This is a genomic window from Herminiimonas sp. KBW02, from assembly GCF_003852535.1.
Taxonomy (GTDB): domain Bacteria; phylum Pseudomonadota; class Gammaproteobacteria; order Burkholderiales; family Burkholderiaceae_D; genus Oxalicibacterium.
Map to the genome: position 1 here is coordinate 51,057 of NZ_QAJP01000001.1, position 26,778 is coordinate 77,834.

The window sequence follows — 26,778 nt, forward strand, 5'->3', positions numbered from 1 at the left end:
AGGCTCAGACAGCAGGCTGTTCTGCTGCTTCTGCCAGTTTGCGCAAGACATGGGCCGCGGCGACCAGACCGAACGAAGCCGTTACCACCATCGCAGAGCCGAAGCCGGCGCAGTTCAAACCGGTAATGCCGCTTTGCTCGTCGCCATCAACCGCACATACTTCTGCCGTTTCCGGAAAGCGCAGTGGCTCACTGGAAAACACGGCATCAATACCAAATTTGTTCTTGGTCCCGCGCGGGAAGCCGTGTTCGGCACGCAGGCGTTTGCGAACCTTGGCCAGCAAAGGTTCCTGTTCGGTGCGGCATAAATCCAGTACTTCGATGCGGGTCGGATCGATCTGACCACCGGCACTGCCTATCGTCACCAGCTTCAGGCCGTGTTTGCGGCAGTAAGCGATCAGCGCGGTTTTGGCGCGTACATTATCGATCGCATCAATGATGTAGTCGTAGTGACGTGCACCTATCATTTCTTCCAGATTGTCTGCGGTGAGAAAGTCTTCTATCTCGGTGACCACGCAGTAAGGATTGATTTGCGCGATGCGTTCCGACAGCGCGGTGACCTTGGCTTTGCCGAGCGTGTCGGTCAGTGCATGGATTTGCCGGTTGATATTGGATTCCGCCAGGTTATCCAGATCTATCATGGTGATCTTGCCGATCGCGCTGCGGGCCAGCGCTTCGACCACCCAGGAGCCGACACCGCCGACGCCGATGACGCATACATGGGCAGTACGGAAGCGTTCCAGCGCGGCGCTGCCATACAGGCGCGCAATGCCGCCGAAGCGACGGTCAAAATCGATATCGGGTACGGCGGTAAGAGTAGGGGCTGCATTTGAAGTCATGCCGCCATTTTAACGGAGGACGGCCTGACTTTTTTGTTTGATGATGCTTAGGCAAGCGCTGGAGGCGTTGTTATTGTTGTCTATGCAAGGAAATGCTTGCGTTGGATCAAAGAGATGGGCGCTGACTCCGGTTAAGGTAGCTGCAGGGACAGGAAATGCGCGCTGTCTTACAATGCATGACTAACATGCATGCCATAGCGTTATGCAGCACTTTGTATCTGGAGAATCAGGAGAAAGAAGTATGTCGATTGCAGATATCCGTACCGATTACACGCAGGCAGCCTTGTCGGAGCTGGATACAGATCCGGACCCGGTTGCGCAGTTTGCCAAATGGTTTGATGAAGCCTTGCGGGCGGAAGTGCCGGAGCCGAATGCAATGAGTGTCGCTACGGTGGCGGCCAATGGGCGTCCGTCGTCGCGTATTTTGCTGATCAAGGATTTCGATCAGCGCGGTTTTACCTGGTTCACCAATTACGACAGTCGCAAAGGTCGGGAGCTGGCGCAGAACCCCCATGCAGCTTTGCTGTTCCACTGGATACCGCTGGAGCGGGAAGTGCGGATAGAAGGCAAGGTAGAGCGCGTCAGCGCGGCCGAGAGCGAACAGTATTTCCAGAGTCGCCCGGTCAAGAGTCGCTTAAGCGCATTGGCTTCATCACAAAGCCAGCCGGTAGCTGATCGTGCGGCATTGGAAGCGCAGTATGCTGAGGTGGAGGCGCAGTTTGGTCAACATCCGCCACGGCCTGAACATTGGGGCGGTTATCGTTTGAAACCGGATTACATCGAGTTTTGGCAAGGCCGTGCCTCGCGCCTGCATGACCGTATCGTCTATGCGCTGGATCAAGACGGCAAGTGGCAACGGCATCGTTTGCAGCCGTAATTCAGTCTGTTGTCACCAAACAAAAAGCCGCTGTCCTGAGGAAGCGGCTTTTTGTTTGTTCAGAGACGGTATTACTTCGCGTCTTTAATATCCTTGCAGCTGGCTTGCGGCGGGATGATGCCCCACTCGACGACTACGGTAGGGCCGCCGGCTTTCTTGGTCCACGGGATTTCCAGCGTGCCGTGTTCGGTAGATTGCGCCATCAGCGCAATCACGTCGATGCCGATGTCATCAGGATTGACTTCGCTGCGGTTGATCGCCACCAGCATCCCGCATTTCTCGGCTTTTTCTTCATTGACCCACGGTGCCTTGTGGAAGTCGCCATCGATGAATACCTGTACTTGCGGGCCGATATGGGTCGCGATATTGCCGCCCAGCCAGGTGTCGGAGGCGACAAGCGTCAATGGTGTCTGCATATGGGCTTGCCATTGCGCATGCACCTGACGGGCAACTTCAGCACCCGGGAAAGTAGCGCGGCTGGCACGGCCGGATTTGTCCGCCAGCGGGCCGCGCGCCAGGCCATAGCCGACCGAGCCGAGTATCTGGAACAGGACGACGATGATGATGGTTTTGCGCAGCAGCGCAGCATCGTTACCGGCACGGAAGACCCAGAACGAAAAGAAGCCGAACAGGACGAAGAAGGTGGTTGCCCAGTGCGCTGCCAGCGGTACTTTCATCGCTCCTGCCACCAGCAGCGTCAGCACCAGTGGTGCCAGGCCGATGAAGAGCAGGAAGAAGCGATCCGACGCCGCCAGTTCACTGGCGATTTTGGCCGGACGGGCAGATTTCGGCGTGAGTTTATATTGGCGACCGGCCCAGAAGGCGATCACGGCAATTGCCAGGATCATGGCGGCGATACGTCCCAGATTGGTCACCAGGAAACCGGACAAGTCTTTGATTTCCAGCCAATACGTTGCCAGCGGTACCATTTCGCTGCCAGCGTAGGCTATCGGGCCAGCGGCTTGCTGTTTCAGCCACATCAAGTGCGGCGCGACCATTACCAGCAGGATGACAGTTGCAAGCAAAATGCCTTTCCAGGTTTGCGCACGCAGCAGCTTACCGGTCACCAGCAGGTACAGGAAGAAGGCGGCGAACTGGATCAGCGCGCTGTATTTGGTCAGGAAGGCGCAACCGCAGAAGAAGCCGAGCGCAGCCCAGGCACGCATGCTGTCATAGCGGGTAGCGCGGTAAAACATCCAGATCGCACCGGCTACCGCCCACAGTTGCATCGTATTGTGGTTATTCATGACGCCGCGTACGGTGAAGTAGGCGACCAGCGAAACCAGCAAAGTCGCGACCAGGGCGCGGCTTTGCGTCGTCATTTCACAACCGAGTTTCCAGACCAGCCAGAGTGTCAGGATGACGCTTAACTGGCCTGTGAAGAAGGTCAGCCAGACCGGACGACCAAAAATCGAGACCAGTCCATACAAGATCCAGGTCGGCAGTGGCGGGTGTTTGTAGTAGCCCCATTCCAGTCCGCTGGCCCAGACCAGCTCTTCCATATTGTCCCAGTCGGGCGCGCGGTGGCTGATACCGGTGAAAACGCTCCATAACACCAGGTGCAGCAGCAACAGGACGATGACCAGTGGCACCAGATTGGATGAATTCAGCGAAAATAGCCGATTGTTTTGATTGGGCGGGGAAACTGGTGGGGTTGGCATCATCGTCGTGAAAAAAGGAAAAGATGAATATCTGGCGTGGAAACAGGCTTAGTTTCGCAATTGCATATAGTGGTGGTGAATTATAATCGTTGCCAAGAAACGCTTTGCACTCATTTTTCTCTGAAAACATGCATATTTCTCTGATTTTCGCAGAATTGGAAGAGGCTCTGCAATTGGCTCCCGAAAGGCTTTTTACATGTTGACAGTGCCAGCACTCCCGAAGAATCGCCCGGCTGATGCCCTGATTTCCTGTGTGATCCCGGCTTATAACGAAGCTGCCCACCTGGCCGACTTTTTGCGCGATTTGCGCAAGACGCTGGCAGGCTTTGCTGTGCGCTATGAAATCATCGTCATTAACGACGGCAGCAGTGACAATACCGACGAGATCATGGCGTCGCTGTTGCATGAAGGCGGACTGCGCTACATCAGCTTCTCGCGCAATTTTGGCAAGGAAGCGGCGTTGTCGGCGGGTATCGATGCGGCACAGGGCGATGCGGTGATCCTGATGGATAGTGATTACCAGCACCCGCTTGAACTGCTGCCCGAAATGACGCGTTTGTGGCGCGACGGTATCGACATGGTGTACGGCGTGATCAGCGATCGCAGCAATGAATCGTTGCTGAAACGCTGGGGCACGGGCATGTTTTATCACCTGATGGAGTCGGGTTCGCCGATTACGATCCCGCGCAACGCCGGTGACTTTCGTCTGATGGATAAGAAGGTAGTGGATGCCTTGCGTCAGCTACCCGAACGGAATCGCTTCATGAAGGGCTTGTACGCCTGGGTCGGTTTCAGCAGCATCGCCTTGCCGTTTGTGCCGGCAGATCGTGCGACCGGGGTGTCCAGTTTTAATTACCGCAGCCTGGGTCGTCTGGCGATGGCCGGGGTAACCGCGTTCACCACCTTGCCGCTACGGATCTGGAGCATGGTCGGTTTTGTGATTTCGATCATCGCGATCTTGTATGCGTTCTGGATCGCCGGTGAATCACTGTTGTTTGGTAATGATGTGCCGGGCTGGTCAACGCTGGCTGCCGGCCTGATGTTCTTCTCGGGCGTGCAACTGATTTCCATTGGCGTTTTGGGTGAGTATCTGGGGCGCGTGTATGACGAGGTCAAGAAACGCCCCTTGTACGTGGTTGCACATGACATTAATAACGGCCCTGCAACAACTGCAAACAGCGCCAGCGATAAAGACACCACACCATGCGCCTGATGGAGTTGTTGCGGGTAATGCGTTTTGGCATCGTCGGTTTGACGGCGGCGGCAGTGCATTATTGGGTGGTCATCGGCCTGGTCGAGTTGCTGCATATTGCGCCCTTGCTGGCGAATGTCGGTGGCTTCATCGTCGCCTTCTGGGTCAGTTATTTCGGCCACCGGCACTGGACTTTTTCCGATGCGGTTGCCAGCCATGCAAATGGTGCCAGGCAATCGTTTATGCGTTTCCTGGCGGTGGCGGTGCTGGGCTTTTGCATGAATGAATTACTGTTTTATTTGTTGCTGCGTTATGCCGGTTTGCCTTATTACGTGGCGCTGGCTATCGTGGTATTCACGGTGGCAGTGATGACTTATATCCTGAGCCGGCTGTGGGCGTTCCGCCATGCCGCACATACGTAAGAAGTGATACGACCATGACTCCGATAGCACTTTGCTCCGACGACTATGCGCAGAATCCCGGTATTGACGCCGGTATTCTGCAATTGCTGGCGTGCGGCCGCCTGAGTGCGGTCAGCTGCTTTAGTACGGCACCGAACTGGATGCGTACAGCGGCACCAGCGATACGTGAGTACAAGGGACAAGCGGATATTGGTTTGCATTTCAATTTGACTGAAGGCTTTAGTCAGACCCGCATGCCCAGCCTGCATGCGGTGATCTTGCGTAGCTTGCTAAAAGGGATGAATGCCGAGCACCTGCAACAGGAACTGGAGCGGCAACTGGATGCCTTTGAAGAAGGTTACGGCCAGGCGCCGGACTTTATCGACGGTCATCAGCATGTGCATCAGTTACCGGGCGTGCGCCAGATCGTATTGCAAGTGATCAAACGTCGCTATGCAGGTAAGCAGATATGGGTGCGCAATACAGTACCGGCGAATCCTGCATGGCGCGGTAAGCCACAAATCCTGAAGTACCTGGGCGGGCAGAAACTGGCGGCAGGTTTACACGTATCCGGTATCAAGACTAACCACGGGTTTGCCGGGGTATATGGTTTTGATCGCACCGATTACGGTAACTGCTTCAAGGATTGGCTGGCGGCGGCACAGCCGGGCATGCTGATCATGTGTCATCCGGCGACCGAGGTGTATCCGGATGATGAGATCGCGCGGCAACGGGTGGTCGAGTACAACTTCTTCCGTTCGCAGGAGTATCTGGATCTGCTGGCAGCCGCCAGACTCAAGCTGGCGCGGCTATCCAGCATAGCTTGAGTCGTACTTAGAAAGTATCGAGGCGATAGCCTATGGTGTACACCGTCGTCAGGCGTACATTGTTGTCCAGTTTTAGTTGCAGCTTGGTCCGGACTTGCGACATATGGGTATCCAGTGTGCGCGAAGTCATCATAAGCTCGCGTCCCCATACTTCTTCCATGATACGTTCGCGCGAAATTAATTGCCCGATGTTCTGGAAGAACAGCGCTGCAATATCGAATTCCTTGGGTTTCAGTTCGACCGGTTCGCCGCGGATGGTCGCGGTTTTACGCATCAGGTCAAAATTGAAAATGCCGACTTCTATTACACTCGCCTGCGGTGCGACTACTGCCGCATCATTTCCCGCCACCAGGCGTATGCGTTTCGACAAGGCATGGATGCGGGCTGACAGTTCTGCCTCGCGTATCGGCTTGGTCATGTAGTCGTCGGCGCCAGCCATTAGTCCGGCGACGATATTTTCTTCCAGTACGCGATTGGTAAGGAACATCACAATAATGTTTTCACCTATGTTGCCGCGTACCCATTCGATGACATCCTTGCCTGTCATATCGGGTAAATGCCAATCCAGTATCAGGATATCGAAACGCTGGCTTTGCAGTGCCGCGATCAGTGTTTTTCCATCCGCAAATGACGTACATTCATGGCCTGCATCGGTAATGACCTGATTGATCAGTTGCGATTCGATCGGATCATCTTCCAGTGACGCTATTCTCATGGCTTACTCTCTAACTCCGTTTTTAATTAATCTATCCAATCACGCACGGCAGGGTGATGGTGAAGGTACTTCCCTGGCCGACGATACTGCTGACTTCTATGCTGCCGTTGTGGCGTTCGACCACCATTTTTACAAACGCCAGTCCGAGGCCGACGCCGTCATGATCCTGTTCGTCTGCACGCAGGAACGGTGAAAAGATAGCTGTGCGATCAGCATCGGAAATACCTTTGCCGTGGTCGGTGATATTGCACACGACGCTGCTGCCGCTGGCGGTATGTACAGACCTGGCGCTGCAAATGATTTCTGAACCCTTGGGGCTGAATTTGATTGCGTTCGATAACAAGTTGCCGAGTGCACGTATGACCAGCGAACGATCGACATTCAGCCAGCAGTTCTCTACTTCCTGGGAATCAACCACGATGCTGATGGATTTGCTATGCGCAAATGCCCACATATCGTCGGCCGCCTCAGCCAGCAGTGATGAAAAATCAGTGTCCTGTAATTGATAGGATTGTGATTCCGCCTTGGCCAGATGGACGAAGTCATCCGCCAGGTTGAGGGTGGTTTCAACCGATTTTTCTATGCGGCTGAGGAATTCTGGAATCGCGAATGCAGTGCTCGGGTTTCTTTGCAACTGGATCAGCGCGAGGATGGACGATTGCGGCACGCGCATATCATGCGAAATAAAATTCAGGCTTTCTTCGCGCCGGCGTTCGGCAGCGCGTAAGGTCGTTACGTCAATCAGCGAAACGATCCAGCCCAGCATGGAGCCATCGGCCATGCGCGAAGGCGCGGATTTAATCAGAAATTCACGTTTGTTGACGTCGCGCGTTTCGATTTCTACTGCGGTATTGCCGGGGGTCGAATGCAACAGTGCCTCGCGCCAGTCGGTGCGCTTGGTGCCGGCGTCCTGGTGCATGTCAAATCTGGAAAAAATTGCTTCCAGCGTTGGCGTTTGTGTTTTATCCAGATTAAGCGTCGCAAAGTATTCGCGTGCGATGCGGTTATACATGAGGATCTCGCCTGTCTGCGACAGAACCAGAGTGGCGTCCGGCATGCTGTTCAGATTGTCGATGACAAACTGATGCATATCGCGTGAGCGATTGGCGGCGATGTGGATGGCGGCAATCTGACGATCCAGATAATCGGAATTTTTGATGCGCACAGCTTCGTTTGCATGACGCAAAACCATAGGGGTGGTTTGATTCAGACGCGCAAATTCTTCGCTGAGGTAGGCAAGGGCAGCCTCAAGCCGCCGCCAGCTCCATAAAGGATAAACGATGACCACCATCAGGATGGCTGCACTCGGCGGTATCCACAATTCTTCGAGGAAGGCGCCATACGTCAGAGCGCTGATCAGGCTGGCCAGAAAGAGGGTCAGGCCGAGCGCGCCGAACGGCGAGAAGTAACGACAGGCAAGCAGGGCCAGTGAAGTTGACAGCAGGGTAAACAGGATGGTCTGCCAGCGCGCTGCAGTGCTGATACTGCGTTCTTCGATCAGGCCGGTCAGAATATTGGCATTGATTTCAACGCCGGACATCGCTTCGTGGTCGGTCGTTACCGGGGTTGCAAAAGTAGAGGCTATGCCAGCCGCGGTTGCGCCGACCAATACATACTTATCCGTAAAGAAGCCGGGCGGAATCTTGCCCGACAATACATCGATATACGAAATCGTCTTGAAATGACCGGGGCCACCAGCATACGGAATACGCGCAAGGTGATCGCCTTCCGGGATATTGTTGAGATCCATATCCCGATAATCGTCAGATACGGTGCCTGCAATATTCATGTGCTGCGTACCATTACTTTGCCCTGCGTTGAAAACCGCCAGTGCAAATTGCGGCCACGACACGCCATGCAGATTTTCCTGCAGGTAGATGCCTCTGACTACGCCGTCAGCTTCGAAGGTGAAGTGGATATGCCCCAGACCGTTTGCCGCCTGACGAAGGGCAGGCAAGGGCAATGTCGGTTGCAGGCCGGTAGGCGTGCGTTCTATCAGTACCGGCAAGACGGTGCGCTTGTTGCCGGCGATCGCACTTGCCAGCAACGCGTCGTCATCGGACAGATACTGCGGCTCGGCGAAGATGATATCCATCCCGACCGCCCTGGCTTTGGCTGCCGTCAGTATGTCCAGCAATTCCGCATGGGTACGTCGTTGCCATGGCCAGCGGCCGAGCGAGGCGATACTGAATTCATCTATCGCGATAATGACGACATCGGACGGGGCAGCACGCTGCGTTGCCTTGACCAGATTGTCATATATAAAGCGGTCAGCCTGGCCCAGGCCATTTTCGTACCCGAGCAGGATTGCCAGTAACAGCATGAGGAGCAGGAAGATGCGCCATTCTTTTCTTAATGGAGATTTAACTGTCCGCAAACTGGGCGTCATGTATCGGGTAAGCAAACCAGGGCTAGGCGATTAGTAGCTGGTACCCAGGGGCTGGCCCTGCGATTCGAGCGTTGCATCGTATTCAGTACGCCATTGCAGCGGTACCGAGAATTTTTGTGCTGGCGAGAAGGCACCGACGAAGCCGTCGCTATCCGTGCTACGTACGCGCGCATAGTAGACGCCTGCTTCCGGACGAGGAATGGCGACTTCTGCTTTTGCGCTCTCTATATTGTTCAGCAATGTTTTGAATTCCGGCGTGTCGGCAACCTGGAAGGTAAAGTGCTGGCCAGGTGCGGCACTCCAGGAAAACTGGATTTCCTTTTGCCCTATGCTGGCGGATGGCGCATCCAGGCCTGCTACCACGGCCAATGGTTTTGCGTCGCCAAACGGTCCCTGTTTCGAAGTGCTGCCAGACTGCAGTATCGAAGCGACACGCCAGTAATAATTGCCGCTGGCGAGCGATACGATCATTTGATCCTGCCCTGTTTCTGCGGTCTGGTCGAAGATAAGGGTCTTGAATGCAGCATCGCTTGCCACTTGCACGCGATAATCCCTGATACCCTCTGCCAGCGACCATTTCATCGTGACAGGGATTTTTTTATTCTGTACTTGCCCCTGGAACTTGGTACCCGGTTGCAGCAGGAAGGGCGGGAATGGACGCGCATCGACACGGAAGGCCTGTATCGTCGAGACACCCTCGAGGCCGACTGCATCCAGCGCACTGGCACGGACAAAGTAAGCGCCATCTTCCAGATTTTCCAGTTTCGCGACGGCTTTGCCTTGACTACTGCGTACGCTGATTTCGGCAATATTATTGCGGCCCGCTGCGTCTGTGGAAATGACGACGCGGAAAGCGGAAGCGTCCGCGTGCGACAGCGGGAACTGGATAGGCAAGCGTGTTTGCTGTTGATAGCCGTCAAGCAGTAGCGGCGCCTTTAGCAGATTGACTGGTTTACTGACACGGCCGTTCTCGACCACGGTGCCGTAACCGGCAGCAACCAGTTGCTTGCTGGGCTTATTGACGGCTGTATTTTGTGCGACGGCGACTTTGCCTTCCAGCACTTCATTCAAGACCCTTTGGTCATCAACGTTCACGCGGAAGTCGGTGCCGCGTACGCCGGATACGGCGAGCGGGCTGATGACTTCATATTTGCTGTCGGGTTTGTTGAGTGGTGTAACGTGCGATTCAACCCGGCCTTTTTGCAGATACAGCTGCGTGCGCGGTGTTTCCACATATTGCGTGGCGCGCAGCAAGCGCAGGTTGACGACGCTATTTGGTGGCAGTGTGAATTGGGTGCCGTCATCCAGCATCAGCGAAATGAAACTATTCGCCATCGTGGTCAGCGTATCGCCTTCTTTTAATAGTGCATCGATCTTCGCCTCTATAGCGCTGCCGTCATGTCCGCGGATCACGACGTCGCCGAAGAAACTTTTGATGCGGGCAAATGCAGAAACCGGGGTGAGCAGGCGAGTAGGAATCAGGACTTTGCGGCCGATAGGGATCGCCCTGTCGTTTTCGATCTGGTTGGTCTGGCCTATCGTGCGCCAGTTTTTGACATGGCCGGTGAATTTCTGCGAAATACTGGACAGGGTTTCGTGTTGCGAAACGGAATAGATAACGCCATCGCGCGTTACGCTGATGTTATCGGCGTATGCGGAAGAAGTGATGGCGATTAACAGGAATGCACTAGCTATGGTTCTCAACACTGCTTGCCTCTTAAAGTACTTCGCGAAATGCCTGAAAGTGTGGTGTTTTGTTGATTTCGGGAATTATAGGTGTATCAGAAAAGCCGGATGGTGATGAAACGTTAACATTTGCAAATATTGCCGATATGGCCTGATTTTGCTTGGCGCAGGCCATGCTTCTTATGATAACGACGTATATGTAGATGCTGTCTTGTATATGCATACACATATATTTCCACATGGAAATACTTTGCTGTGGCTTTTCTGCAAAATACAATGATTTGTGCGCGCCTGAACAAGTTTGCCCGTCGTGAGCAGCCTAGTATTTGCTGATTCTATATCCATTCCGCAGCGCCGAATTTATTCCGGGCAATGTCGCTTATGAATGTGCTCCTTGTGCATTCTTTGTCCCAGCCCGGTCTGATAGCGAGTGAGCTGTCGTAATATTGCATTGAATAGAATGAAGCGTGCCGCTGCAGGCATATGGATTTAGAAGATGTGGGTGAAGCATGGCTGATAACTTGAATCGTTTTTCGACTGACGCCTTCCCTGGCGAGTTACGTGCTGCAGCATGGCTGCAGACCCTGGGTCGAATTGGCGTGGCATGCGATTTCCCCGCAACAGAGCGCGCACCTCTGCACGGTTGTGCGTCTGTCAGCGTTTCTTCCCGCTCGTCTGTTTTTGCCAAATTGCATGGTTCACCGCAGATACTGCATTCGTCGCAGGATGCAGTGGGCAAGCGCAATGACGTGGTCCTGATCCTGGCACTGCTGGAAGGTCACGGCCAGGTCAGCGTCGGACCGGAGTCCGCACGCCTGCTTGCCGGAGATATCTTTTTGCTAAATCCACAGCAAGACTGGCGACTCGATTTGCAGACGGCATTCACGGCGATTATGGTCGAGCTGAAGGAGGCCGGATTTCTGGCTCGTCTGATGCGCACCGGCTCCAGTGATCTGAATAAAGTCGTCACGAATTTTGGCGCTGGCGGTATCAGCGCCGACTTCCTGTATTCGATAGGTGAACACTTCGACGGCTTAAGCCCGGAAGATCTGGGACAGATGGAGGCCAGTCTGACCAGCTTGCTGATTGCAGGTATGGCGCGGCATGGTGATGCCGAGGAGTCGGGCGATAGCGATGCCGAGCATTCCACCTCGGTCCAGCTCGGACATCTGCGCCGGGTTTGTCGCAGCATAGAAAACCGGCTGACCGATCCTGATGTCTCGATAGGCGAAATCGCCCGCATAGAAAATTTATCCGCACGCTATATACAAAAGCTGTTTGCTGGTGGAGACACCACATTTGGCGAATACGTAAAGAAGCGCAGACTGGATCGTTGTCGTAATGATCTGGCCAATAGTGCGCTCAAGCATTTGACCATTTGCGAACTGTGCTTCCGTTGGGGCTTTAACGATGCGGCTAACTTCAGCCGGGCGTTCAACCTAGAGTTCGGCATCAGTCCCAAAGCGTATCGTGCTACTGCCGGTAAACAAATTGCCTTGCATTTGCAAAGGGGGCGCCCTGCCAGCAATGCGGCAGTGACTTCAGAAAAGAGACGCAACAGCCGCAAAGTGCACGGCGCCGCAAGTGTCGTGCACATCGTCGCTGAAAAGGATGGCTTGCGTGATCAATTCGCCAGTATCCTGAGCGAAATCGCCGATTACGATGTGGCGCTCCTGCCCGTTGCTGAGCACGGAAATTTGCCTGCAAACGATGAGCACTCATCGCTCAACTCCGTTCAGAGCAAGCATCACTACATCCCGGTGTCGGACAAGACTGTGCACTGGGGCTATTTCAGCCAAACGATCAAGCCGGTGGTCACTGTGCATTCTGGCGATTGCGTCACGATAGAAACGCTGACCCAACATGCGTACGATGATTACGAGCGCATGATTAAAGGCGATCCTGGCGCAGAGAGCGTGTTCCATTGGGATGCCAAGGGAAAATCGGTGGATCGCCGCGGTTCCGGTCCGATAGACGGCTCCATTTATGGGCGCGGTGCCGGTGAGGGCTTTGGTGTGCATATCTGTACCGGTCCTGTTTATGTGCAGGATGCAGAACCGGGCGATGTGCTGGAAATACGCATACTCGATATACAAACCAGGCCTGCGGCCGCCGAAGAGTACATAGGTAAATCATTCGGCAGTAATGCTGCGTCATGGTGGGGCTTCCATTATCATGACTTGCTGACCGAGCCCAAGCCGCGTGAAGTTGTGACCATTTACGAGATTGAACATCCGACGCATGAGCATTGCTGCGCCAAGGCGGTCTACAACTTCCGCTGGACACCGCAGACCGATCCATTCGGCGTGCGGCATGACACCATAGATTATCCGGGTATTCCGGTTAATCACAGCAGCATCGTTAAGAACTATGGCGTATTGAAGAATGCGCGTATTCCGATTCGTCCTCACTTCGGCGTCATGGCAGTCGCACCGTTGCTGGATGATGAAGTGGATTCGGTGCCGCCGGGTTCTTTTGGCGGCAACCTCGATAACTGGCGCGCTGCCAAGGGCGCGACTTTGTTTCTGCCGGTTGCCGTGCCGGGCGCCTTATTCTCTGTCGGCGATCCGCATGCGTCGCAGGGTGATTCCGAACTATGCGGGACAGCGATTGAATGCTCGCTGACTGGTGAATTCCAGCTGGTTCTGCATAAGAAAAAAGATATAGCGGGGACCTTTCTTGATGAGCTGGATCATCCTTTCCTCGAAAGTGAGACTGAATGGGTAATCCAGGGCTTGAGTTATGCCAACCATCTGGTCGAACTCGGAGCCAATGCACAAGCCGATATCTACAAAAAAGCATCGCTCGACATGGCGATGCGCGATGCTTTCCGCAAGACCCGGCGTTACCTGATGACGGCACATGGATTAAACGAAGATGAAGCGATTTCGCTGATATCGGTAGCGGTCGATTTCGGTATTACCCAGGTCGTCAATGGTAACTGGGGCGTGCACGCCATTATCAAAAAATGCATCTTCGACCACCCTGAGTAGACGACCCCGGAACATACAATCGCATGCTGATTGACCGGGGCCTTTTCAGCGCGTGCTGGGCAAGACGAGCAAGCCGGAAAACACAGCGCTGGTAATGCCCGAATAATCGCAGTCGGAAACCCGCGAGCAACAGGCGCGGTACGTTTTCAGTTATCCCGACTATCTGTATGAGTTCGGGGGCGAATACACAAACCGACATTTGCAGAAAATTATCGCCAGACCTGGCGCTGTGCGCTGTGTGATGTTTTTCACAAGATGCGGCGCTTCCTGATGCATCCCCGACATTTGAATGAAGAGCAAGCTATCTCATCGAGATTGGCGGTGGTCGATTTCGGCTATGCCCAGGTCGTCGATGGCCATTTCTGTTTGCATGAGCAGATCAATAAAAGCTTCGAAGCGAAGGGTAGTAAGGATCAGTGTCGCCGATAACAAAGATACATTGCCTGCTTACTATCGGCGGCAAAGCGCAGATAAAAATGACGTTTTTAATCTCAAAAAAACGTACAAAAATTCCAAATATTCAGTCGCTTTTCACGATTTAACCAAAAGTCATAGATCCTTTGAAATATCTTTGTGACGTGCACGTTTTTACCTAAAGATTCATCTTGGAATGACGTAATCAAGAATAAGCTGGAAGGGGGATTTTTCCCGTTTCAGCTCTCGTTATTTTTAAGTTACAAAGTTTTGTCCAAAGCGCAAAAAACCATCCCTCTTATAACAGGCCATCCATGCAAAACAAGCAACAATCTCTCGGCGGAACCGAGGTATTGGCGTTTACTTTAGGTAACGAAGAATACGGCATCGATATTCTGAAAGTTCAGGAAATTCGTGGTTACGACGCCGTTACGAAAATCGCTAATGCTCCCGAGTTCATCAAAGGAGTTATCAATCTGCGCGGCATCATCGTACCGATTGTGGATATGCGCATCATGTTCAAACTCGGAGCGCCTACTTATGATCAGTTCACTGTAGTCATTATTTTAAATATTGGTAATCGTGTAGTCGGAATTGTGGTCGACAGCGTTTCAGACGTCATCACACTCAATAGCGAGCAAATCAAACCGGCCCCGGAAATGGGAACCTCCATGAATGCAGACTTTTTAATCGGGCTGGGGACGATCGAAGAGCGCATGCTGATCTTGCTGGATATAGACAAGTTGATGTCTTCATCCGAAATGGGACTGATAGAAAAATTAGCGGCCTGATAAATAGAGCCGTTTTCACAATAATGGTCTGAGAGGGAAAAAATGTTTAATAACTTATCAATCAAGATGCGCCTGATAGGCACGATGGCTTTCATGGGCATCATGCTGATCGTCGGTGGTGCGATGGGCGTGTTTGGCCTGCAAAGCACGAATGACTCGCTGAAAAATGTATACGGCAACCAGCTGGCATCGTCCCAGGCAATTGGCACTGCGATGACGCGCATGTTCCAGTCGCGTTCGAATATTGACCGTGTCCTGATTAAGCCGCATGCGTCGAATGCCGCGGATTTGCTGGCCCGCTCGGTGACTTTGCGTGCGCAGTCTGATGAAGCATGGAAGCTTTATACCGAATTGCCTGCAGACGCTGAAGAAAAAAAATTGGCCGAAGATGTCCAGGCCAAGCGCGAAGCTTATGTACGCGATGGCGCAGTCCCTATGGTTGCTGCCATACAGGGGGGGCGCTTCGAAGAAGCAGAGCGCCTGATGTTTGAAAAGGCCACCCCGCTGTTTATTGAATTGAATAACAGCGCGGAGAAGCTCTCTGATTTTCAAATGAAAATTGCCGTCGGTAGTTATGAGGCTAGTCAGTCCATGTACGGCATGTTCCGTATTGCTGCGATCGGAGGTGTGTTGTTTGGCCTGATCGTCGTTGCGATTGCTGCTTTCTTCCTGATCCGCGCCATCATGCAGCCGCTGACTGAAATGCTGGGTCATTTCAGTGCGATTTCTTCCGGTGATCTGACCAGCCGTATCGAGGTCAAATCGCGTAATGAAATGGGCGTCTTGATGAGTGGCCTGGAGGTCATGCAAAAAAGCCTGATAGAAACGGTCTTTAATGTACGCCAGGGTAGTACCGCAATCGGTGTCGCCACACAGCAAATTGCTGCCGGTAACCTGGACTTGTCCAGCCGCACCGAAGAACAGGCCAGCTCGCTGGAAGAAACTGCATCGTCGATGGAAGAATTGACCTCTACCGTTAAACAGAATGCCGATAATGCGCGTCAGGCAAATCAGCTGGCAGCTTCGGCTTCTACCGTGGCAGAAAAAGGTGGCGTTGTGGTATCGCAAGTAGTCGATACGATGGAAGACATTAATGCATCGGCGAAGAAAATCGTGGACATCATCGGCGTCATCGATGGCATCGCTTTCCAGACCAACATCCTGGCCTTGAATGCGGCTGTAGAAGCGGCGCGTGCCGGTGAACAGGGTCGTGGCTTTGCCGTGGTCGCAAGTGAAGTACGTAACCTGGCACAACGTTCCGCTGCAGCTGCCAAGGAAATCAAAACATTGATCGGCGATTCGGTCGACAAGGTAGAAATCGGTAGCAAGCTGGTAGCCGAGGCTGGTGTGACGATGAAGGAAGTTGTACAGGGCGTACAGCAAGTCACCGACATCATGTCCGAGATCACTGCAGCCAGCCAGGAGCAAAGCGCGGGTATCGAGCAAGTCAATCAGGCGATCAGCCAGATGGATCAGGTTACGCAACAAAATGCCGCGTTGGTTGAAGAAGCTGCAGCTGCCGCCGAATCGCTGAATGAACAAGCCGGTAAATTGGCGGAAGCGGTCAGCGTCTTCAAACTGGATGGTGTCGCTGCAGCAGCACCGATCAAAAAAGTCACAACTAAAATCGCTGCCGTTCCAGGCAGTCCGGCGCCTGTCAAGCGGGCAATATCAGCGCCAGCACCAGTACGTCAGAAAGTAGCGAATGGTGCGCCAACTGGCGGTGATGACTGGGAAGAGTTTTAAGCCTGAACTACCCCAAAGTTGATGGGTCGAGTAGGGACGTATCCGTTTCTGCCTGATTCGGTCAATACGATGACATCAAGTTTGTCAGCTGGTCTGGCAACTTGATGTTTTTTCGTGCACTTTTGTTTGCAAATATCCTTTCTTCACTTTGAACATAAAAATGAAAATATCTAATCTGAAAATTGGCGTACGACTGGGACTGGCGTTCGCTGTGATATTGGTACTGATGGCATCCATGATCGTGATCGGCGTCTGGCGCTTGCAGGAAGTCGCACAGGCTACTGTGCATATGGAAGAAGCCGCTACCAAGGAACGGCTGACGCATCAATGGTATTTGGGAAATATTGCGAATGCGGTACGTACGGCGGCGCGTGTACGCAGCAATGATGCAGAAGTGCAGAAGTTGTTCCAGACTGAAATGGAGGCTCAGAGTCAGGAGATCACCAAACTGCAAAATCAAATTATTGAATTGATTACCAGTGCAGAAGGTAAGCAGCTGATGGCGGTGGTTGGCGAGCGTCGCACTGCCTATATGGATATTCGTAAAGATGTTTTCAAACTTAAGGCCGAAGGTAATGCTGCCGCCGAAATAGCAGCAACAAAGCTGAGAGAGACCAAAATGGAACCGGCGCTACTCGCTTACAATCAGTCTGTGCAGGCCGTGGTGGAATTCCAGCAAGTCATATTTCAACGAGCCAAGGCAGAAGTGGATGCGCTGTATGTGTCCGGTCGCACAGTCCTGATTGCTTTGGGCACCATGGCATTAATACTGAGCGCAGTACTGGCGTGGCTGCTGTCGCGCAGCATCACGCGTCCGCTTGATTATGCAGTATCGGTTGCTCGTACCGTTGCATCCGGTGACTTGCGCAATCGGATTCAATCGAGTTCGAATGATGAGACTGGCCAATTGTTGCATGCCTTGCGTGACATGAACGACGGCCTGGTAAAAAGCGTGAGCCAGGTGCGTACAGGCATTGATACCATCGCTACTGCATCCAGCCAGATTGCTGCCGGTAATCTGGATCTGTCGAGCCGCACCGAAGAACAAGCCAGTTCACTGGAAGAAACCGCTTCCTCGATGGAAGAGCTGACTTCCACCGTAAAACAGAATGCAGATAATGCACGTCAGGCAAATCAACTTGCCGTATCTGCATCCGGGGTCGCTGAAAAAGGTGGTGCCGTCGTATCGCGCGTCGTTGACACCATGGAAGACATCAATGCATCGGCGAAGAAAATTGTAGACATCATCGGTGTGATCGATGGCATTGCCTTCCAGACGAATATCCTCGCCCTGAACGCCGCAGTCGAAGCGGCGCGTGCCGGTGAACAAGGTCGTGGCTTTGCGGTGGTTGCCAGCGAGGTACGCAACCTGGCACAACGCTCTGCTGCCGCCGCCAAGGAAATCAAAACCCTCATCGGTGATTCGGTTGATAAGGTTGAACTTGGTAGCAAGCTGGTTGAAGAGGCGGGTGTGACCATGGATGAAGTCGTGCAAAGCGTGCGACACGTCACTGACATCATGTCCGAGATCATGGCCGCGAGCCAGGAACAAAGTGCGGGGATAGAACAGGTTAATCAGGCTATCGGCCAGATGGATCAGGTCACCCAACAAAATGCCGCATTGGTGGAAGAGGCTGCAGCCGCAGCTGAATCGCTCAACGAACAAGCCGCTAAACTGGCCGAGGCTGTTAGTGTCTTTAAACTGGATGGCGCTACGGTAGCGCTTGCACCATCGAGGAAAACCGCCAAAGTACAGGTCGTGCCATCGCATGGTGAAGCCGCGAATCGTACCATCGCGCCATCCACACCCAAGAAAATTTCCAACGGTGCGGCCGTAGGTAACGACGATTGGGAAGAGTTCTGATTTTTGCTGTTGTAAAAAAACGAAGCCGGGTTCTTACCCGGCTTTTTTATGTGTGATGTTTGCAAGTACAAATTTTGTAAACTGCGTGTCGGATATTTCAAACATTTTTCAGAAATGCGATGCCCGGATATCTGATGGCGTGGTCGTCAGGGAACGCTGGTTTCCGGTGCCAGCACACGCGTATCAGATCCATGGGCGGGCGATCTTGAGCATCGCGCGCTGGGTGGTTCGGCAGGCTGCAAGAAGGATGATCTGAAGTACGATGGTAGCCTGAAATGGCGTAATACCCTGGGTTATCAGGTTGATGCTGCATGGCGCATTCATCGATAGTAATTATCGTGAGTTCGTGCTGCCTTGATTGTCGGTCGGTGGTTAAATGTTGCCTTTTGGAATGTGTTGACGGTTGTTTCTGTATAATGCGCGGCCTATAAGGCCGGCATTGCAGTGCTTTGCCGTTTCCCGTTATCCAGGGTCACGCATTCCGTTTTCGTCAGAAGTGTAATGTCTATTAAACCGCTCGTTTTTGCAGTGCTATCCGTCGTTTCCGCCGTTTCGTTTGCAGATGAAAATGCTGCCGGGACGTTCTATTTGGGCCTGGATGCCGGTAGCGGCAAGGTTAAGAAAAAAGACCCGCTAACCCCGAGTTATCGGGTTACTTCCGAAACGAACAGGGTGGATGGCGGCCGACTTTATATCGGTTACCAGATCACGCCAAAACTGAGCGTAGAGCTGGGTGCGGTACGTCCCAGCGACTATAAGCAAAGCGCGACTAACGGCGTCATTTCCTACAATGCGCGGGTCGAGACCAAAAATCATGACCTGACTTTCTTCTATAAATTACCCGAAGTTCTGCCTGGCCTGTATGTGCTGGCCGGTGCGACGTATTCGACCATCAATACCACCGTTGAGGTTCCTGCCGCCCGCAGAATTACCTCGGTCCGGAAAACGGATACGGATTTTACCTGGGGTGCCGGTTATGAAGTCCGCTTGTTCGATAACGTGGATGGACGCATCATGTATGCGCGCTATGCAGGTGCAGACCTGGTTACGGTCGGCCTTAAATATCGTTTCCGCTAGGATGGAATAAGACGCAGTATTTTGGTACTGGGGTGCTTACGAAGCAGGGCGGCTCACCATTTCGATGGTGGAAATGACATCCCTGACCTTGAACGGCTTCAGCAGGATGCGGGAAACTTGCAATATTTTTAAGCGTTCAGCCAATTCCTCATCGCAGGTCGGGGTGATGATGACGATGGGAATGTCCGGTGAAGCATTGAAGGATGCATTGCGCAGTTCGTACAGAAATTTGAGGTCAGCGGCTTCGTCATCGATGGTGGTAATCAAACCGGAGAAGGCTTCACTACCCAGGTAGTGCTGCGCATTGTTGATGCTGGCAGCCTTGCGCACGGTCGCCAGATTCAGTTGGCGTGCCGTCAGCGCGATGACGCTACCCACCATATGGTTCTTCTCCACCAGCAAAATATTGGGAAGTTTAGCGTCCATAGTGTTCGGCAGGTTCCCTGAACTGGTTCGTCAATTCCTCGACTGCCAGGTCGCGCAGCGCAGCAAGGATAGCCAATCCGACGGCATCCATGGTGCGCGGTGCATTATCGATCAGGCACAGGGTGCCGACATTCTGGCCTGAGGCTAGCGTCAGGGGGGCACCTGCGTAGAAACGTACCTGCGGATCTTCAAGTACAAAGGGGTTGTCGCTAAACCGGGCATCTTTAGTGGCATCGGCCACCACCATGGTGTCGTTCGACATGATGGCATGTCCACAAAATGATACATCCCGTGCGGTCTCGCATACATCGAGACCCACGCTGGCCTTGAACCATTGGCGTTCGGTGTCTAACAATGTAATCAGAACGATCGGTACATCGAATTCATGTGCGGCAAACGACACGATGCGATTAAAACGCTCCTCGGGTGGAGTATCGAGGATCAGCAACTGGCGTAATGCATACAGTCGGTCATCCTCATCATCTGGAATCGGCGCTTTAATCATTATTTCTTTGCTCTATGAAATCCAACAGCTATCTGTCCTGATTTTCTTGCCGTAAGGGGAGTGCTGTCAATAAGAACTTGCAGTGGACGATCGTCCTCAAGATAAGTTTCAGCTATCAGGAGAAACGATCGTTCTCCCCGGATGATCGGGTAGCCATTCCGGATGTCGGACTATTGCCGGAACGCAGATTAGAAATATCTGAGCCAGCTGATATCGCGGCGGCGTACCTTCAGGCGTGAGTACCACGCCGTAGGTACATACAGCAGCGGCAGCAGCAGGGCATACCAAAGCCATATCCAGTTGAAGTTCTCTAGGCCAAAGCTGACGCCGTGCGTTGCCCCCCAAATCAGAAAGGCGATGTGATACAGCACGCGTAACACATACATATGCAGAATATAAAAAAACATGGGTGCACCACCGAACACAGCCAGCATACTCAACCACCGTTGGCCGTTCCAGCGTTCGAACAAGGCCAGCAAGATGACGCCTATACCCAGGGTCTGGAGCAAGAATAAGAAGGACGGTGGATATTTGGTCAGGGCGATAAAACTCATCGCCGTATGTAGTACGGAGTCTTCCGCAGACCAGGGCTTATCGCCATAAAAATTCATTGCCCGCAGCACCACGAAAGCCAGCAGCATTCCCGCACCCAATACCAGTAAGCGATGCACGCGCTGTTCACTATCCTTATCACGATCAAACCAGCCACCAAGCACATACCCGATGACGATCACACCGATCCACGGTAGAACCGGATACGAAGTTCTGGCGACAGCACCGAACGGTAGTGCAATCAGATCGCGTTGATGCAGTAATGCCCAGATGGTAAAGCCGGGCTGATCCGGCATCAGTTGAATACCGTCGAGCAAGTTATGCCCCCCGACCAGCGCGAGGCCGAGTACAAGTAACAACTTCTTAGGCAGATAAATCAGACCCGCAAGTGCGATCATGCACACGCCGATAGCCCAGATGACTTGTAGCCAGATAGTCACTGGCAGTTTGACCGTCCATGCCAGCGTAATGAGCGTGACCTCGATCATCATCAGCAACAAGCCGCGTTTGAGCAGGTAACTGGCGGTTTCTGCTTTTGTATGGCTGGTCCCGTAGAGATACGCGCTGAGCCCGGTCAGGCCGACAAAGATCGGGGCACACAGATTGGTGACGATACGCATATAAAACAGGGCTGGCTCTACCGTCATTGGATTTACCGGATCCGTCACGTTCATGTATAGATACCAGTTTTCGCGTATATGGTCGATCAGCATAATGACCATTACCAGGCCGCGTAATGCATCTATGCTCTGTAGTCTTTGTCTTGATGCTGCGGTGTTCAGCGCCTCCGCACCGCAAGGTGGTTGGAGACAGTTCAATACAGAATTTTTCATTGATCTCATCTAACTTTGATTACAGTAGCTTACTGCTGCCGTGAAACTCTGATACCAGTCCTGCGACTTCGGCTCGTTCCGTAAATTACATTTTCCAATTCATAGCAATGTAGAAAGCACGACCGGGCCCTGACGAATACATGGGTTGCGCACTACCTGCTGGCCAGAAGAAGTTGTCGTACCAGACATATTCATATTTGCGATCAGCCAGATTTTTGACTTGAAAATCGACGCTGAGATTCTTGCTCAGGTTGTAGCGCATATTGGCATCCCACAGCATGAAGCCGCCGAATTTTCCGGCAGCATTTTCTTCGTCGATGTAGTAGCTACCCTGTGCGCGTCCCTGTACACCAAACCGCCATGCGTCAGAAGGTCGGTAGTCGGCGCCTATATTGGTGATGTAGCGTGGCGTCGAGAATACCTCCTTGCCGGCTAGTGACTGACCCGTACCGGAAAATGCGCTGATTACCTTGGCTTCTTGTAATGAATACGAGAGCCAGAGATTCAACTTATCCGTAGCCTGGCCTGATATCTGCAAATCCAATCCGCGCCGGCGCGTTTGTCCCAGACCTATCGTCGTTCCGGTACTCGGCATATTGGCCACCTCATCTGTAGCGTCCTGCTGCCAGGCAGCTACGCGCATCTCTGCCTGTGGTACCGGCTTGAACTTGATGCCAAATTCCTTGCCGGTATTGATCGATGGCCTGTATCCGGTTTGACCTGTGGTCAGATACGCGGGTGCGGTCGAGCCAGTCAACACCTGAAATGTTCGCCCCCAATTTGCGTAAATACTGACGGCCTTTTCAGGACTGTAGACGACGCTGAGTTTGGGTTGATTGATCCAGCCGTATTTCTGCAACGATGCAGTTTCGCCCGTCTGTAGACGTGTATTGCCGGAGAAGTGATCGACACGGAATCCGGGAATGATTTTCAGCTTTTCTGTGGGTTTGAATACTGCCTGCACATAGGCACCCACATTATTTAATGTGTAATGATCGTTATTTTGCGTGCGTGCCGGCGTACCGAAATCTGTCGGGCTGGCATAGTTATAACGCAAGCGCTGGTAGCTATTATCCTGACGTTCCACATTCAGGCCACCTTCCAGCACGACTTTTTCGCTCGCATTCCAGGTCAAGGTGCCCAGATAGCCAAGCTGATCTTCATCCCACAGACGACGTTGTCGCGGCGCGTTGCCAACCGGGTTGCTCGTAAACGTTACGCGACGGTCATCCTGATAGGTATTGAAGTAAAGTTTGTTGCTGAAGAAAACATCGGGCGTGATTTGCCAGTCTACGTGCGCACTGATATGCCCCATATCGCGATCGTCGCCGTCGTTGGCATTTTTAGTCGGCGACTGGCGCCGGTTTGCCTTCAGTTCAGTCGCGGTCAGAAAGCCAGCTTCTTCTGCCTTATGCGTATAGGCACGCACGACGAGTCCGGCTTTCAGATCTCCGTTGGCGGAAGTGAGAAACCACTTGGCCCCTGCTGAGTACTTTTCGGAACGCGAGTGATCGCGATAACCATCCGAATCTTGCTTTGCAAAGAAGTAGTTTTGCGCAAAGCCATCCGCTTCCCGCCCCATCACTACTTGCATCTCGCGCGTGTTGTAGCTACCGTAGGTGAAGCGACTCTCCAGATAGTTGCCGCCCTGACGCGTACCGATATTGATATTGCCGCCGATGTTGTGCAGGCCATAACGCGGATCATTCGTTCCGCGCACGACTTCGATGTAATCGGTATCCAGTGGGAAAACCATGTCGATAAAGCGTTGATTGCCGCTATTCACGTTACTTGGTATGCCGTCGATCAGTACCTTGATACCGTTGATGTAGCCCTCGCCATTGAACGCGCGAAAGGTCGCTTTCCCTGACTCAGCTCCCATGCGGAACTCTGTGAGTTGTATGCCCGGCATCTGGCCTACCAGCTCCCAGCTATTCATCACGTTCTTGTCTTGTATCTGATCGCCGCCGAGAACATCGACTGAAGTCAGGATGCTGCCGGTCATTAATGGCCCCTTACCCTGAGCCGTGACCGGAATCTCGCCAAGCACAATCACGGCATCTCCGGCATAAGCGGAATAGCCAAGGAAAAACAGGGCAGATGCGACTGCCATGGACATACGATTTATTTTCATTATTAGTAATCTCTTGCACACGCAGTGCGCCTGACGAAGGATGCCCGAGTCGCAATAATCGACCAGGGGGAAGAAGGGCCGCAGGGCCCGCCAAACAGGAGGTCAGGAAAGAGAAGGTGGTGCGCGCGAGGATGGAATCAGCCAGGCAAACAGCGTGCTGTGCGCAGAAAGGTAAAGCGGGGGAACGAACGTCATGCGAGCATGGTCACCGTCCAACTGCATGCTCAACATCGCCGGATATCCGGATACATGATGTTTCATGCAAAAGGGGCAGTGTTCGTGCTGTGAGTCCTGCTCGTCTGACGTAGCAGGTTCTGAGAAGGTCGCGCCGTTACTCAGTTCAACCACAACGTGTTGGTAAGCGTCTTCCACATCATGGTCATGCAGATAGGCGTGCGCAATTGGCGGCAGCAATGCCGCGGCGATGGTGCAAACCACCAGCAGCCAGACCAGGAAGACGTTAGGGACGCGCGACATTTGTTGAAAGCCGATACAACCAGACAGGATAAGTGCCGTATTTTATGCAACTTGATTGCATTTTGCAATGGTGTTGCATATGCCTGTCCGCAGCAGGGGCTTTCGCAAAGTAACAACAGCTTCTTTCAAATCGCTGGAAAAAAGAATGTGCATAAGTGATAATGAGAATCAATATCAATAACATGTCTTTTTATGTCAGCCCCAGAATTTCAGTTGCGTCCGTTGGTTAGCACTATTCGTTTAGCACTTCTCGTCATTTCATCCGTCGGCATTTCCTCAGCAAGTGCGCAGGAAGCCCCATCTGAAAACGTCCTGCCGGTGATTCAGGTGATACAGCAAGGTGAGCAGTCTGGTTTCAGCACTCAGAAAGTCAACACCACAAAATCCGATAAGCCCCTTTTTGAAACGCCTCAATCCATTACCGTCGTCACGCGCGATTTAATGGATGCCCGGCAGGCAACGACATTGGACGAAGCGATCGCAACAGTGGCTGGTGTGACTTCATCTTCACTTGGACGCCGTGGCTGGGATGACTTCCTCATTCGCGGTCAATCAGCATCTGACACGATGTATCTGGACGGGCTGCGCATCGGTCAGGGCAACTGGGTTTCACAAGAAATTTATGGTGCAGAACGGCTGGAAGTAATCAAAGGTCCTGCATCGATTTACTTTGGTCAGGTTACGCCCGGTGGCACGGTAAACATCATCAGCAAGCGCCCAACTGCTGAAGCTTTTAATCAGGTCGGCTTCACTGTAGGGGATTACGGATATGTGCAAGGCACCTTCGATTTCAATCGGCCATTGAATTCTGCCAATGGCAAGGCCGCAATCCGCATTAATGGCATGGCAATGAACTCGGATGATCCGACGGATGGTGTGTGGTTCAAGAACCGATACATAGCACCATCCATCTCGCTCGACTTCGGCGCCAGGACGGACTTTACTATTCTGACCGCCATCAATCAACGCAACTACGTACGCCAGCAAGGCATTCCGCTTGCCGCTAGTTCATTGGTCAACAATGGTGTCCGTGTCGGCAATAATTATTTTGCCGGTTCAAATGGAGTTGCGCCCTACGATGCAGAGCAGAAGTCGATTGGATATGTGTTGACCCATCGCTTTGACAGCGGCTGGACCCTTAATCAAACATACCGTCATCTGGAAATGGATATGACGGGGCAACTTGCAAATACCAGCGGCGCCGTGAATCTCGTCACAGGTAATTTTGCGCAAAACGTATTGAGTCAAAAGTTTTGGGGGCGATCCGATGGGCTTGATACAAATATAACCAAGACATTTGCCCTTGGCGGTACACGTCATACCGTGACTATCGGTGTCGATGCGATGTACGACGTGCTTAACCAGGATAGCCGTCGCTGCACAATCGCCAACCAAAACATCTACAGACCCAACTACAACCGGGCAGTAGGTCCTTGCAGCCTTACTTCAATTACCGATACCACGCTTGCACAAACCGGCCTGTACCTGCGTGACTACATCGATATTAATGATCGATTGAGCCTCAGCGGATCGTTGCGCCAGGACCGGTCCCGCATTTCCACGTATACAGTAGAGCCGACAAAAACTACTTCGGTTAATAGCGAAAAAAATGCCACCACCGGTCATGCCGGTTTAATCTATAAAGCCACACAAAATATTGCTCCCTACCTGAGCTATGCGACGTCATTTTATCCGCAGACAGATTTGACATATCCGGGTACGCCGATAGACCCGGAAGAGGGGAAGCAAAAAGAGATTGGGGTGAAGCTGCTGTCGGATGACAAACGTTTGAGCGCAAGCTTCGCTTACTATGACTTGATGCGCAAGAACGTGAAAGCAGCGGATTTAGTTAATACCAATTTCTTCATTACGATAGGCGAGCAACGGACGAAAGGCTATGAAGCGGAAGTTTCCGCAGACCTGAAGAATGGATGGCAGTTGTCGGGCGCCATTTCGATTTTGGATGCGTTCGTAACACAAGCCAATGCGGCGCAGCAGCTTTCAATTGGTCAGCCATTGTCTAACATCCCGAAGAAATCAGCGAACATATTTGCTAACTACAACTTCAAAGGAGCGTTGCAAGGTTGGGCAGCAGGTGCGGGCGTGCGTTATGTAGGCCAGAAGATATCTCGTGATGCAGCCAGTGCTCTGGTTTATTACACAGTTCCGTCGTATACCGTGGCAGATGCCAATGTCTCTTATCAAGGCAAAGGCTACCGTGTGCAGTTGAATATCAAAAATCTATTTGATAAGGAATATTTCGCGGGCGCTTCGGGGCAGAACTGGGTACCGGTTGGTAATCCAAGAACGGTCATGCTGAGAACGGTATTTGATTTCTAAAATAAAGGAGCGCTCAGGCGCTCTTTATTATTCGACCTAT

General features: G+C 52.7%; 20 protein-coding genes. 10 read left to right on the forward strand and 10 right to left on the reverse strand.

The window, feature by feature from the left end; all coding sequences use genetic code 11:
- Positions 1 to 4 precede the first annotated feature (4 nt).
- On the reverse strand, positions 5 to 838 hold the full coding sequence (gene tcdA / locus DBR37_RS00265; protein ID WP_124572296.1) for a tRNA cyclic N6-threonylcarbamoyladenosine(37) synthase TcdA: 834 nt from the start codon (positions 836 to 838) through the stop codon (positions 5 to 7).
- 241 nt (positions 839 to 1,079) lie between these two features.
- On the opposite strand from tcdA, the gene pdxH reads away from it, so the two are divergent.
- The gene (gene pdxH, locus DBR37_RS00270) at positions 1,080 to 1,715 is read left to right on the forward strand and encodes a pyridoxamine 5'-phosphate oxidase (RefSeq protein WP_124572297.1); all 636 of its coding nucleotides are present in this window, start codon (positions 1,080 to 1,082) and stop codon (positions 1,713 to 1,715) included.
- A gap of 71 nt (positions 1,716 to 1,786) precedes the next feature.
- On the opposite strand, the gene DBR37_RS00275 is transcribed toward pdxH, so the two are convergent.
- Positions 1,787 to 3,376, reverse strand: coding sequence for a glycosyltransferase family 39 protein (locus tag DBR37_RS00275; RefSeq protein ID WP_233588226.1), 1,590 nt, complete (start codon positions 3,374 to 3,376; stop codon positions 1,787 to 1,789).
- A gap of 196 nt (positions 3,377 to 3,572) precedes the next feature.
- On the opposite strand from DBR37_RS00275, the gene DBR37_RS00280 reads away from it, so the two are divergent.
- The 3 genes from DBR37_RS00280 to DBR37_RS00290 are packed head-to-tail and all read left to right on the forward strand — an operon-like array spanning position 3,573 to position 5,796.
- Positions 3,573 to 4,589, forward strand: a complete 1,017-nt coding sequence (locus DBR37_RS00280) for a glycosyltransferase family 2 protein (protein WP_124572299.1) — start codon at positions 3,573 to 3,575, stop codon at positions 4,587 to 4,589.
- Positions 4,580 to 4,990 (forward strand): GtrA family protein, encoded by a 411-nt coding sequence (locus tag DBR37_RS00285; RefSeq protein WP_124572300.1) that lies wholly within the window; start codon positions 4,580 to 4,582, stop codon positions 4,988 to 4,990. Before DBR37_RS00280 ends, DBR37_RS00285 begins: the two co-directional genes overlap by 10 nt.
- Before the next feature lie 14 nt (positions 4,991 to 5,004).
- On the forward strand, positions 5,005 to 5,796 hold the full coding sequence (locus tag DBR37_RS00290; RefSeq protein ID WP_124572301.1) for a ChbG/HpnK family deacetylase: 792 nt from the start codon (positions 5,005 to 5,007) through the stop codon (positions 5,794 to 5,796).
- 7 nt (positions 5,797 to 5,803) lie between these two features.
- On the opposite strand, the gene DBR37_RS00295 is transcribed toward DBR37_RS00290, so the two are convergent.
- The 3 genes from DBR37_RS00295 to DBR37_RS00305 form a co-directional block, all read right to left on the reverse strand.
- Entirely contained in the window at positions 5,804 to 6,511 is a 708-nt protein-coding gene (locus DBR37_RS00295; protein WP_124572302.1) for a response regulator transcription factor, read from the reverse strand.
- Positions 6,512 to 6,542: 31 nt separating this feature from the next.
- Complete coding sequence (locus DBR37_RS00300) at positions 6,543 to 8,834, reverse strand: CHASE2 domain-containing protein (RefSeq protein ID WP_158610212.1); 2,292 nt, start codon at positions 8,832 to 8,834, stop codon at positions 6,543 to 6,545.
- Between the two features lie 96 nt (positions 8,835 to 8,930).
- Entirely contained in the window at positions 8,931 to 10,604 is a 1,674-nt protein-coding gene (locus tag DBR37_RS00305; RefSeq protein ID WP_233588227.1) for a FecR domain-containing protein, read from the reverse strand.
- Between the two features lie 491 nt (positions 10,605 to 11,095).
- On the opposite strand from DBR37_RS00305, the gene DBR37_RS00310 reads away from it, so the two are divergent.
- The 5 genes from DBR37_RS00310 (at position 11,096) to DBR37_RS00330 (ending at position 19,471) form a co-directional block, all read left to right on the forward strand.
- A complete protein-coding gene (locus tag DBR37_RS00310) occupies positions 11,096 to 13,579 on the forward strand; it encodes an acetamidase/formamidase family protein (RefSeq protein WP_124572305.1) in 2,484 nt (827 codons plus the stop codon).
- A 728-nt stretch (positions 13,580 to 14,307) separates the two neighbouring features.
- A complete protein-coding gene (locus DBR37_RS00315) occupies positions 14,308 to 14,784 on the forward strand; it encodes a chemotaxis protein CheW (RefSeq protein ID WP_124572306.1) in 477 nt (158 codons plus the stop codon).
- A gap of 42 nt (positions 14,785 to 14,826) precedes the next feature.
- Positions 14,827 to 16,530 carry a methyl-accepting chemotaxis protein gene (locus DBR37_RS00320; protein WP_124572307.1) on the forward strand — a complete coding sequence of 568 codons (1,704 nt, stop codon included), beginning with the start codon at positions 14,827 to 14,829 and terminating at the stop codon, positions 16,528 to 16,530.
- Between the two features lie 160 nt (positions 16,531 to 16,690).
- Complete coding sequence (locus DBR37_RS00325) at positions 16,691 to 18,394, forward strand: methyl-accepting chemotaxis protein (RefSeq protein WP_124572308.1); 1,704 nt, start codon at positions 16,691 to 16,693, stop codon at positions 18,392 to 18,394.
- A 501-nt stretch (positions 18,395 to 18,895) separates the two neighbouring features.
- Positions 18,896 to 19,471, forward strand: a complete 576-nt coding sequence (locus DBR37_RS00330) for an outer membrane beta-barrel protein (RefSeq protein ID WP_124572309.1) — start codon at positions 18,896 to 18,898, stop codon at positions 19,469 to 19,471.
- A 36-nt stretch (positions 19,472 to 19,507) separates the two neighbouring features.
- On the opposite strand, the gene DBR37_RS00335 is transcribed toward DBR37_RS00330, so the two are convergent.
- The 5 genes from DBR37_RS00335 to DBR37_RS00355 all read right to left on the reverse strand — a co-directional run bounded on the left by DBR37_RS00335 (position 19,508) and on the right by DBR37_RS00355 (position 24,398).
- Positions 19,508 to 19,897 (reverse strand): response regulator, encoded by a 390-nt coding sequence (locus tag DBR37_RS00335; protein WP_124572310.1) that lies wholly within the window; start codon positions 19,895 to 19,897, stop codon positions 19,508 to 19,510.
- Positions 19,887 to 20,402, reverse strand: a complete 516-nt coding sequence (locus tag DBR37_RS00340) for a GAF domain-containing protein (RefSeq protein WP_124572311.1) — start codon at positions 20,400 to 20,402, stop codon at positions 19,887 to 19,889. The genes DBR37_RS00335 and DBR37_RS00340 overlap by 11 nt, the downstream gene beginning before the upstream one ends.
- Positions 20,403 to 20,590: 188 nt before the next feature.
- A complete protein-coding gene (locus DBR37_RS00345) occupies positions 20,591 to 21,787 on the reverse strand; it encodes a DUF1624 domain-containing protein (RefSeq protein ID WP_124572312.1) in 1,197 nt (398 codons plus the stop codon).
- An 85-nt stretch (positions 21,788 to 21,872) separates the two neighbouring features.
- Complete coding sequence (locus DBR37_RS00350; protein ID WP_124572313.1) at positions 21,873 to 23,921, reverse strand: TonB-dependent receptor; 2,049 nt, start codon at positions 23,919 to 23,921, stop codon at positions 21,873 to 21,875.
- Positions 23,922 to 24,023: 102 nt separating this feature from the next.
- Positions 24,024 to 24,398 carry a DUF2946 family protein gene (locus DBR37_RS00355; protein WP_124572314.1) on the reverse strand — a complete coding sequence of 125 codons (375 nt, stop codon included), beginning with the start codon at positions 24,396 to 24,398 and terminating at the stop codon, positions 24,024 to 24,026.
- A 192-nt stretch (positions 24,399 to 24,590) separates the two neighbouring features.
- On the opposite strand from DBR37_RS00355, the gene DBR37_RS00360 reads away from it, so the two are divergent.
- Positions 24,591 to 26,738 (forward strand): TonB-dependent siderophore receptor, encoded by a 2,148-nt coding sequence (locus tag DBR37_RS00360; RefSeq protein WP_124572315.1) that lies wholly within the window; start codon positions 24,591 to 24,593, stop codon positions 26,736 to 26,738.
- Positions 26,739 to 26,778: the final 40 nt, after the last annotated feature.

Coding starts and splice junctions, on each gene's coding strand:
- DBR37_RS00300 (WP_158610212.1), bottom strand. CDS start 8,834: ATGCTGTTACTGGCAATCCTGCTCGGGTACGAAAATGGCCTGGGCCAG.
- DBR37_RS00275 (WP_233588226.1), bottom strand. CDS start 3,376: ATGCCAACCCCACCAGTTTCCCCGCCCAATCAAAACAATCGGCTATTT.
- DBR37_RS00345 (WP_124572312.1), bottom strand. CDS start 21,787: ATGAAAAATTCTGTATTGAACTGTCTCCAACCACCTTGCGGTGCGGAG.
- DBR37_RS00320 (WP_124572307.1), top strand. CDS start 14,827: ATGTTTAATAACTTATCAATCAAGATGCGCCTGATAGGCACGATGGCT.
- pdxH (WP_124572297.1), top strand. CDS start 1,080: ATGTCGATTGCAGATATCCGTACCGATTACACGCAGGCAGCCTTGTCG.
- DBR37_RS00335 (WP_124572310.1), bottom strand. CDS start 19,897: ATGGACGCTAAACTTCCCAATATTTTGCTGGTGGAGAAGAACCATATG.
- DBR37_RS00350 (WP_124572313.1), bottom strand. CDS start 23,921: ATGAAAATAAATCGTATGTCCATGGCAGTCGCATCTGCCCTGTTTTTC.
- DBR37_RS00355 (WP_124572314.1), bottom strand. CDS start 24,398: ATGTCGCGCGTCCCTAACGTCTTCCTGGTCTGGCTGCTGGTGGTTTGC.
- tcdA (WP_124572296.1), bottom strand. CDS start 838: ATGACTTCAAATGCAGCCCCTACTCTTACCGCCGTACCCGATATCGAT.
- DBR37_RS00285 (WP_124572300.1), top strand. CDS start 4,580: ATGCGCCTGATGGAGTTGTTGCGGGTAATGCGTTTTGGCATCGTCGGT.
- DBR37_RS00280 (WP_124572299.1), top strand. CDS start 3,573: ATGTTGACAGTGCCAGCACTCCCGAAGAATCGCCCGGCTGATGCCCTG.
- DBR37_RS00315 (WP_124572306.1), top strand. CDS start 14,308: ATGCAAAACAAGCAACAATCTCTCGGCGGAACCGAGGTATTGGCGTTT.
- DBR37_RS00310 (WP_124572305.1), top strand. CDS start 11,096: ATGGCTGATAACTTGAATCGTTTTTCGACTGACGCCTTCCCTGGCGAG.
- DBR37_RS00295 (WP_124572302.1), bottom strand. CDS start 6,511: ATGAGAATAGCGTCACTGGAAGATGATCCGATCGAATCGCAACTGATC.
- DBR37_RS00330 (WP_124572309.1), top strand. CDS start 18,896: ATGTCTATTAAACCGCTCGTTTTTGCAGTGCTATCCGTCGTTTCCGCC.
- DBR37_RS00290 (WP_124572301.1), top strand. CDS start 5,005: ATGACTCCGATAGCACTTTGCTCCGACGACTATGCGCAGAATCCCGGT.
- DBR37_RS00360 (WP_124572315.1), top strand. CDS start 24,591: ATGTCAGCCCCAGAATTTCAGTTGCGTCCGTTGGTTAGCACTATTCGT.
- DBR37_RS00325 (WP_124572308.1), top strand. CDS start 16,691: ATGAAAATATCTAATCTGAAAATTGGCGTACGACTGGGACTGGCGTTC.
- DBR37_RS00340 (WP_124572311.1), bottom strand. CDS start 20,402: ATGATTAAAGCGCCGATTCCAGATGATGAGGATGACCGACTGTATGCA.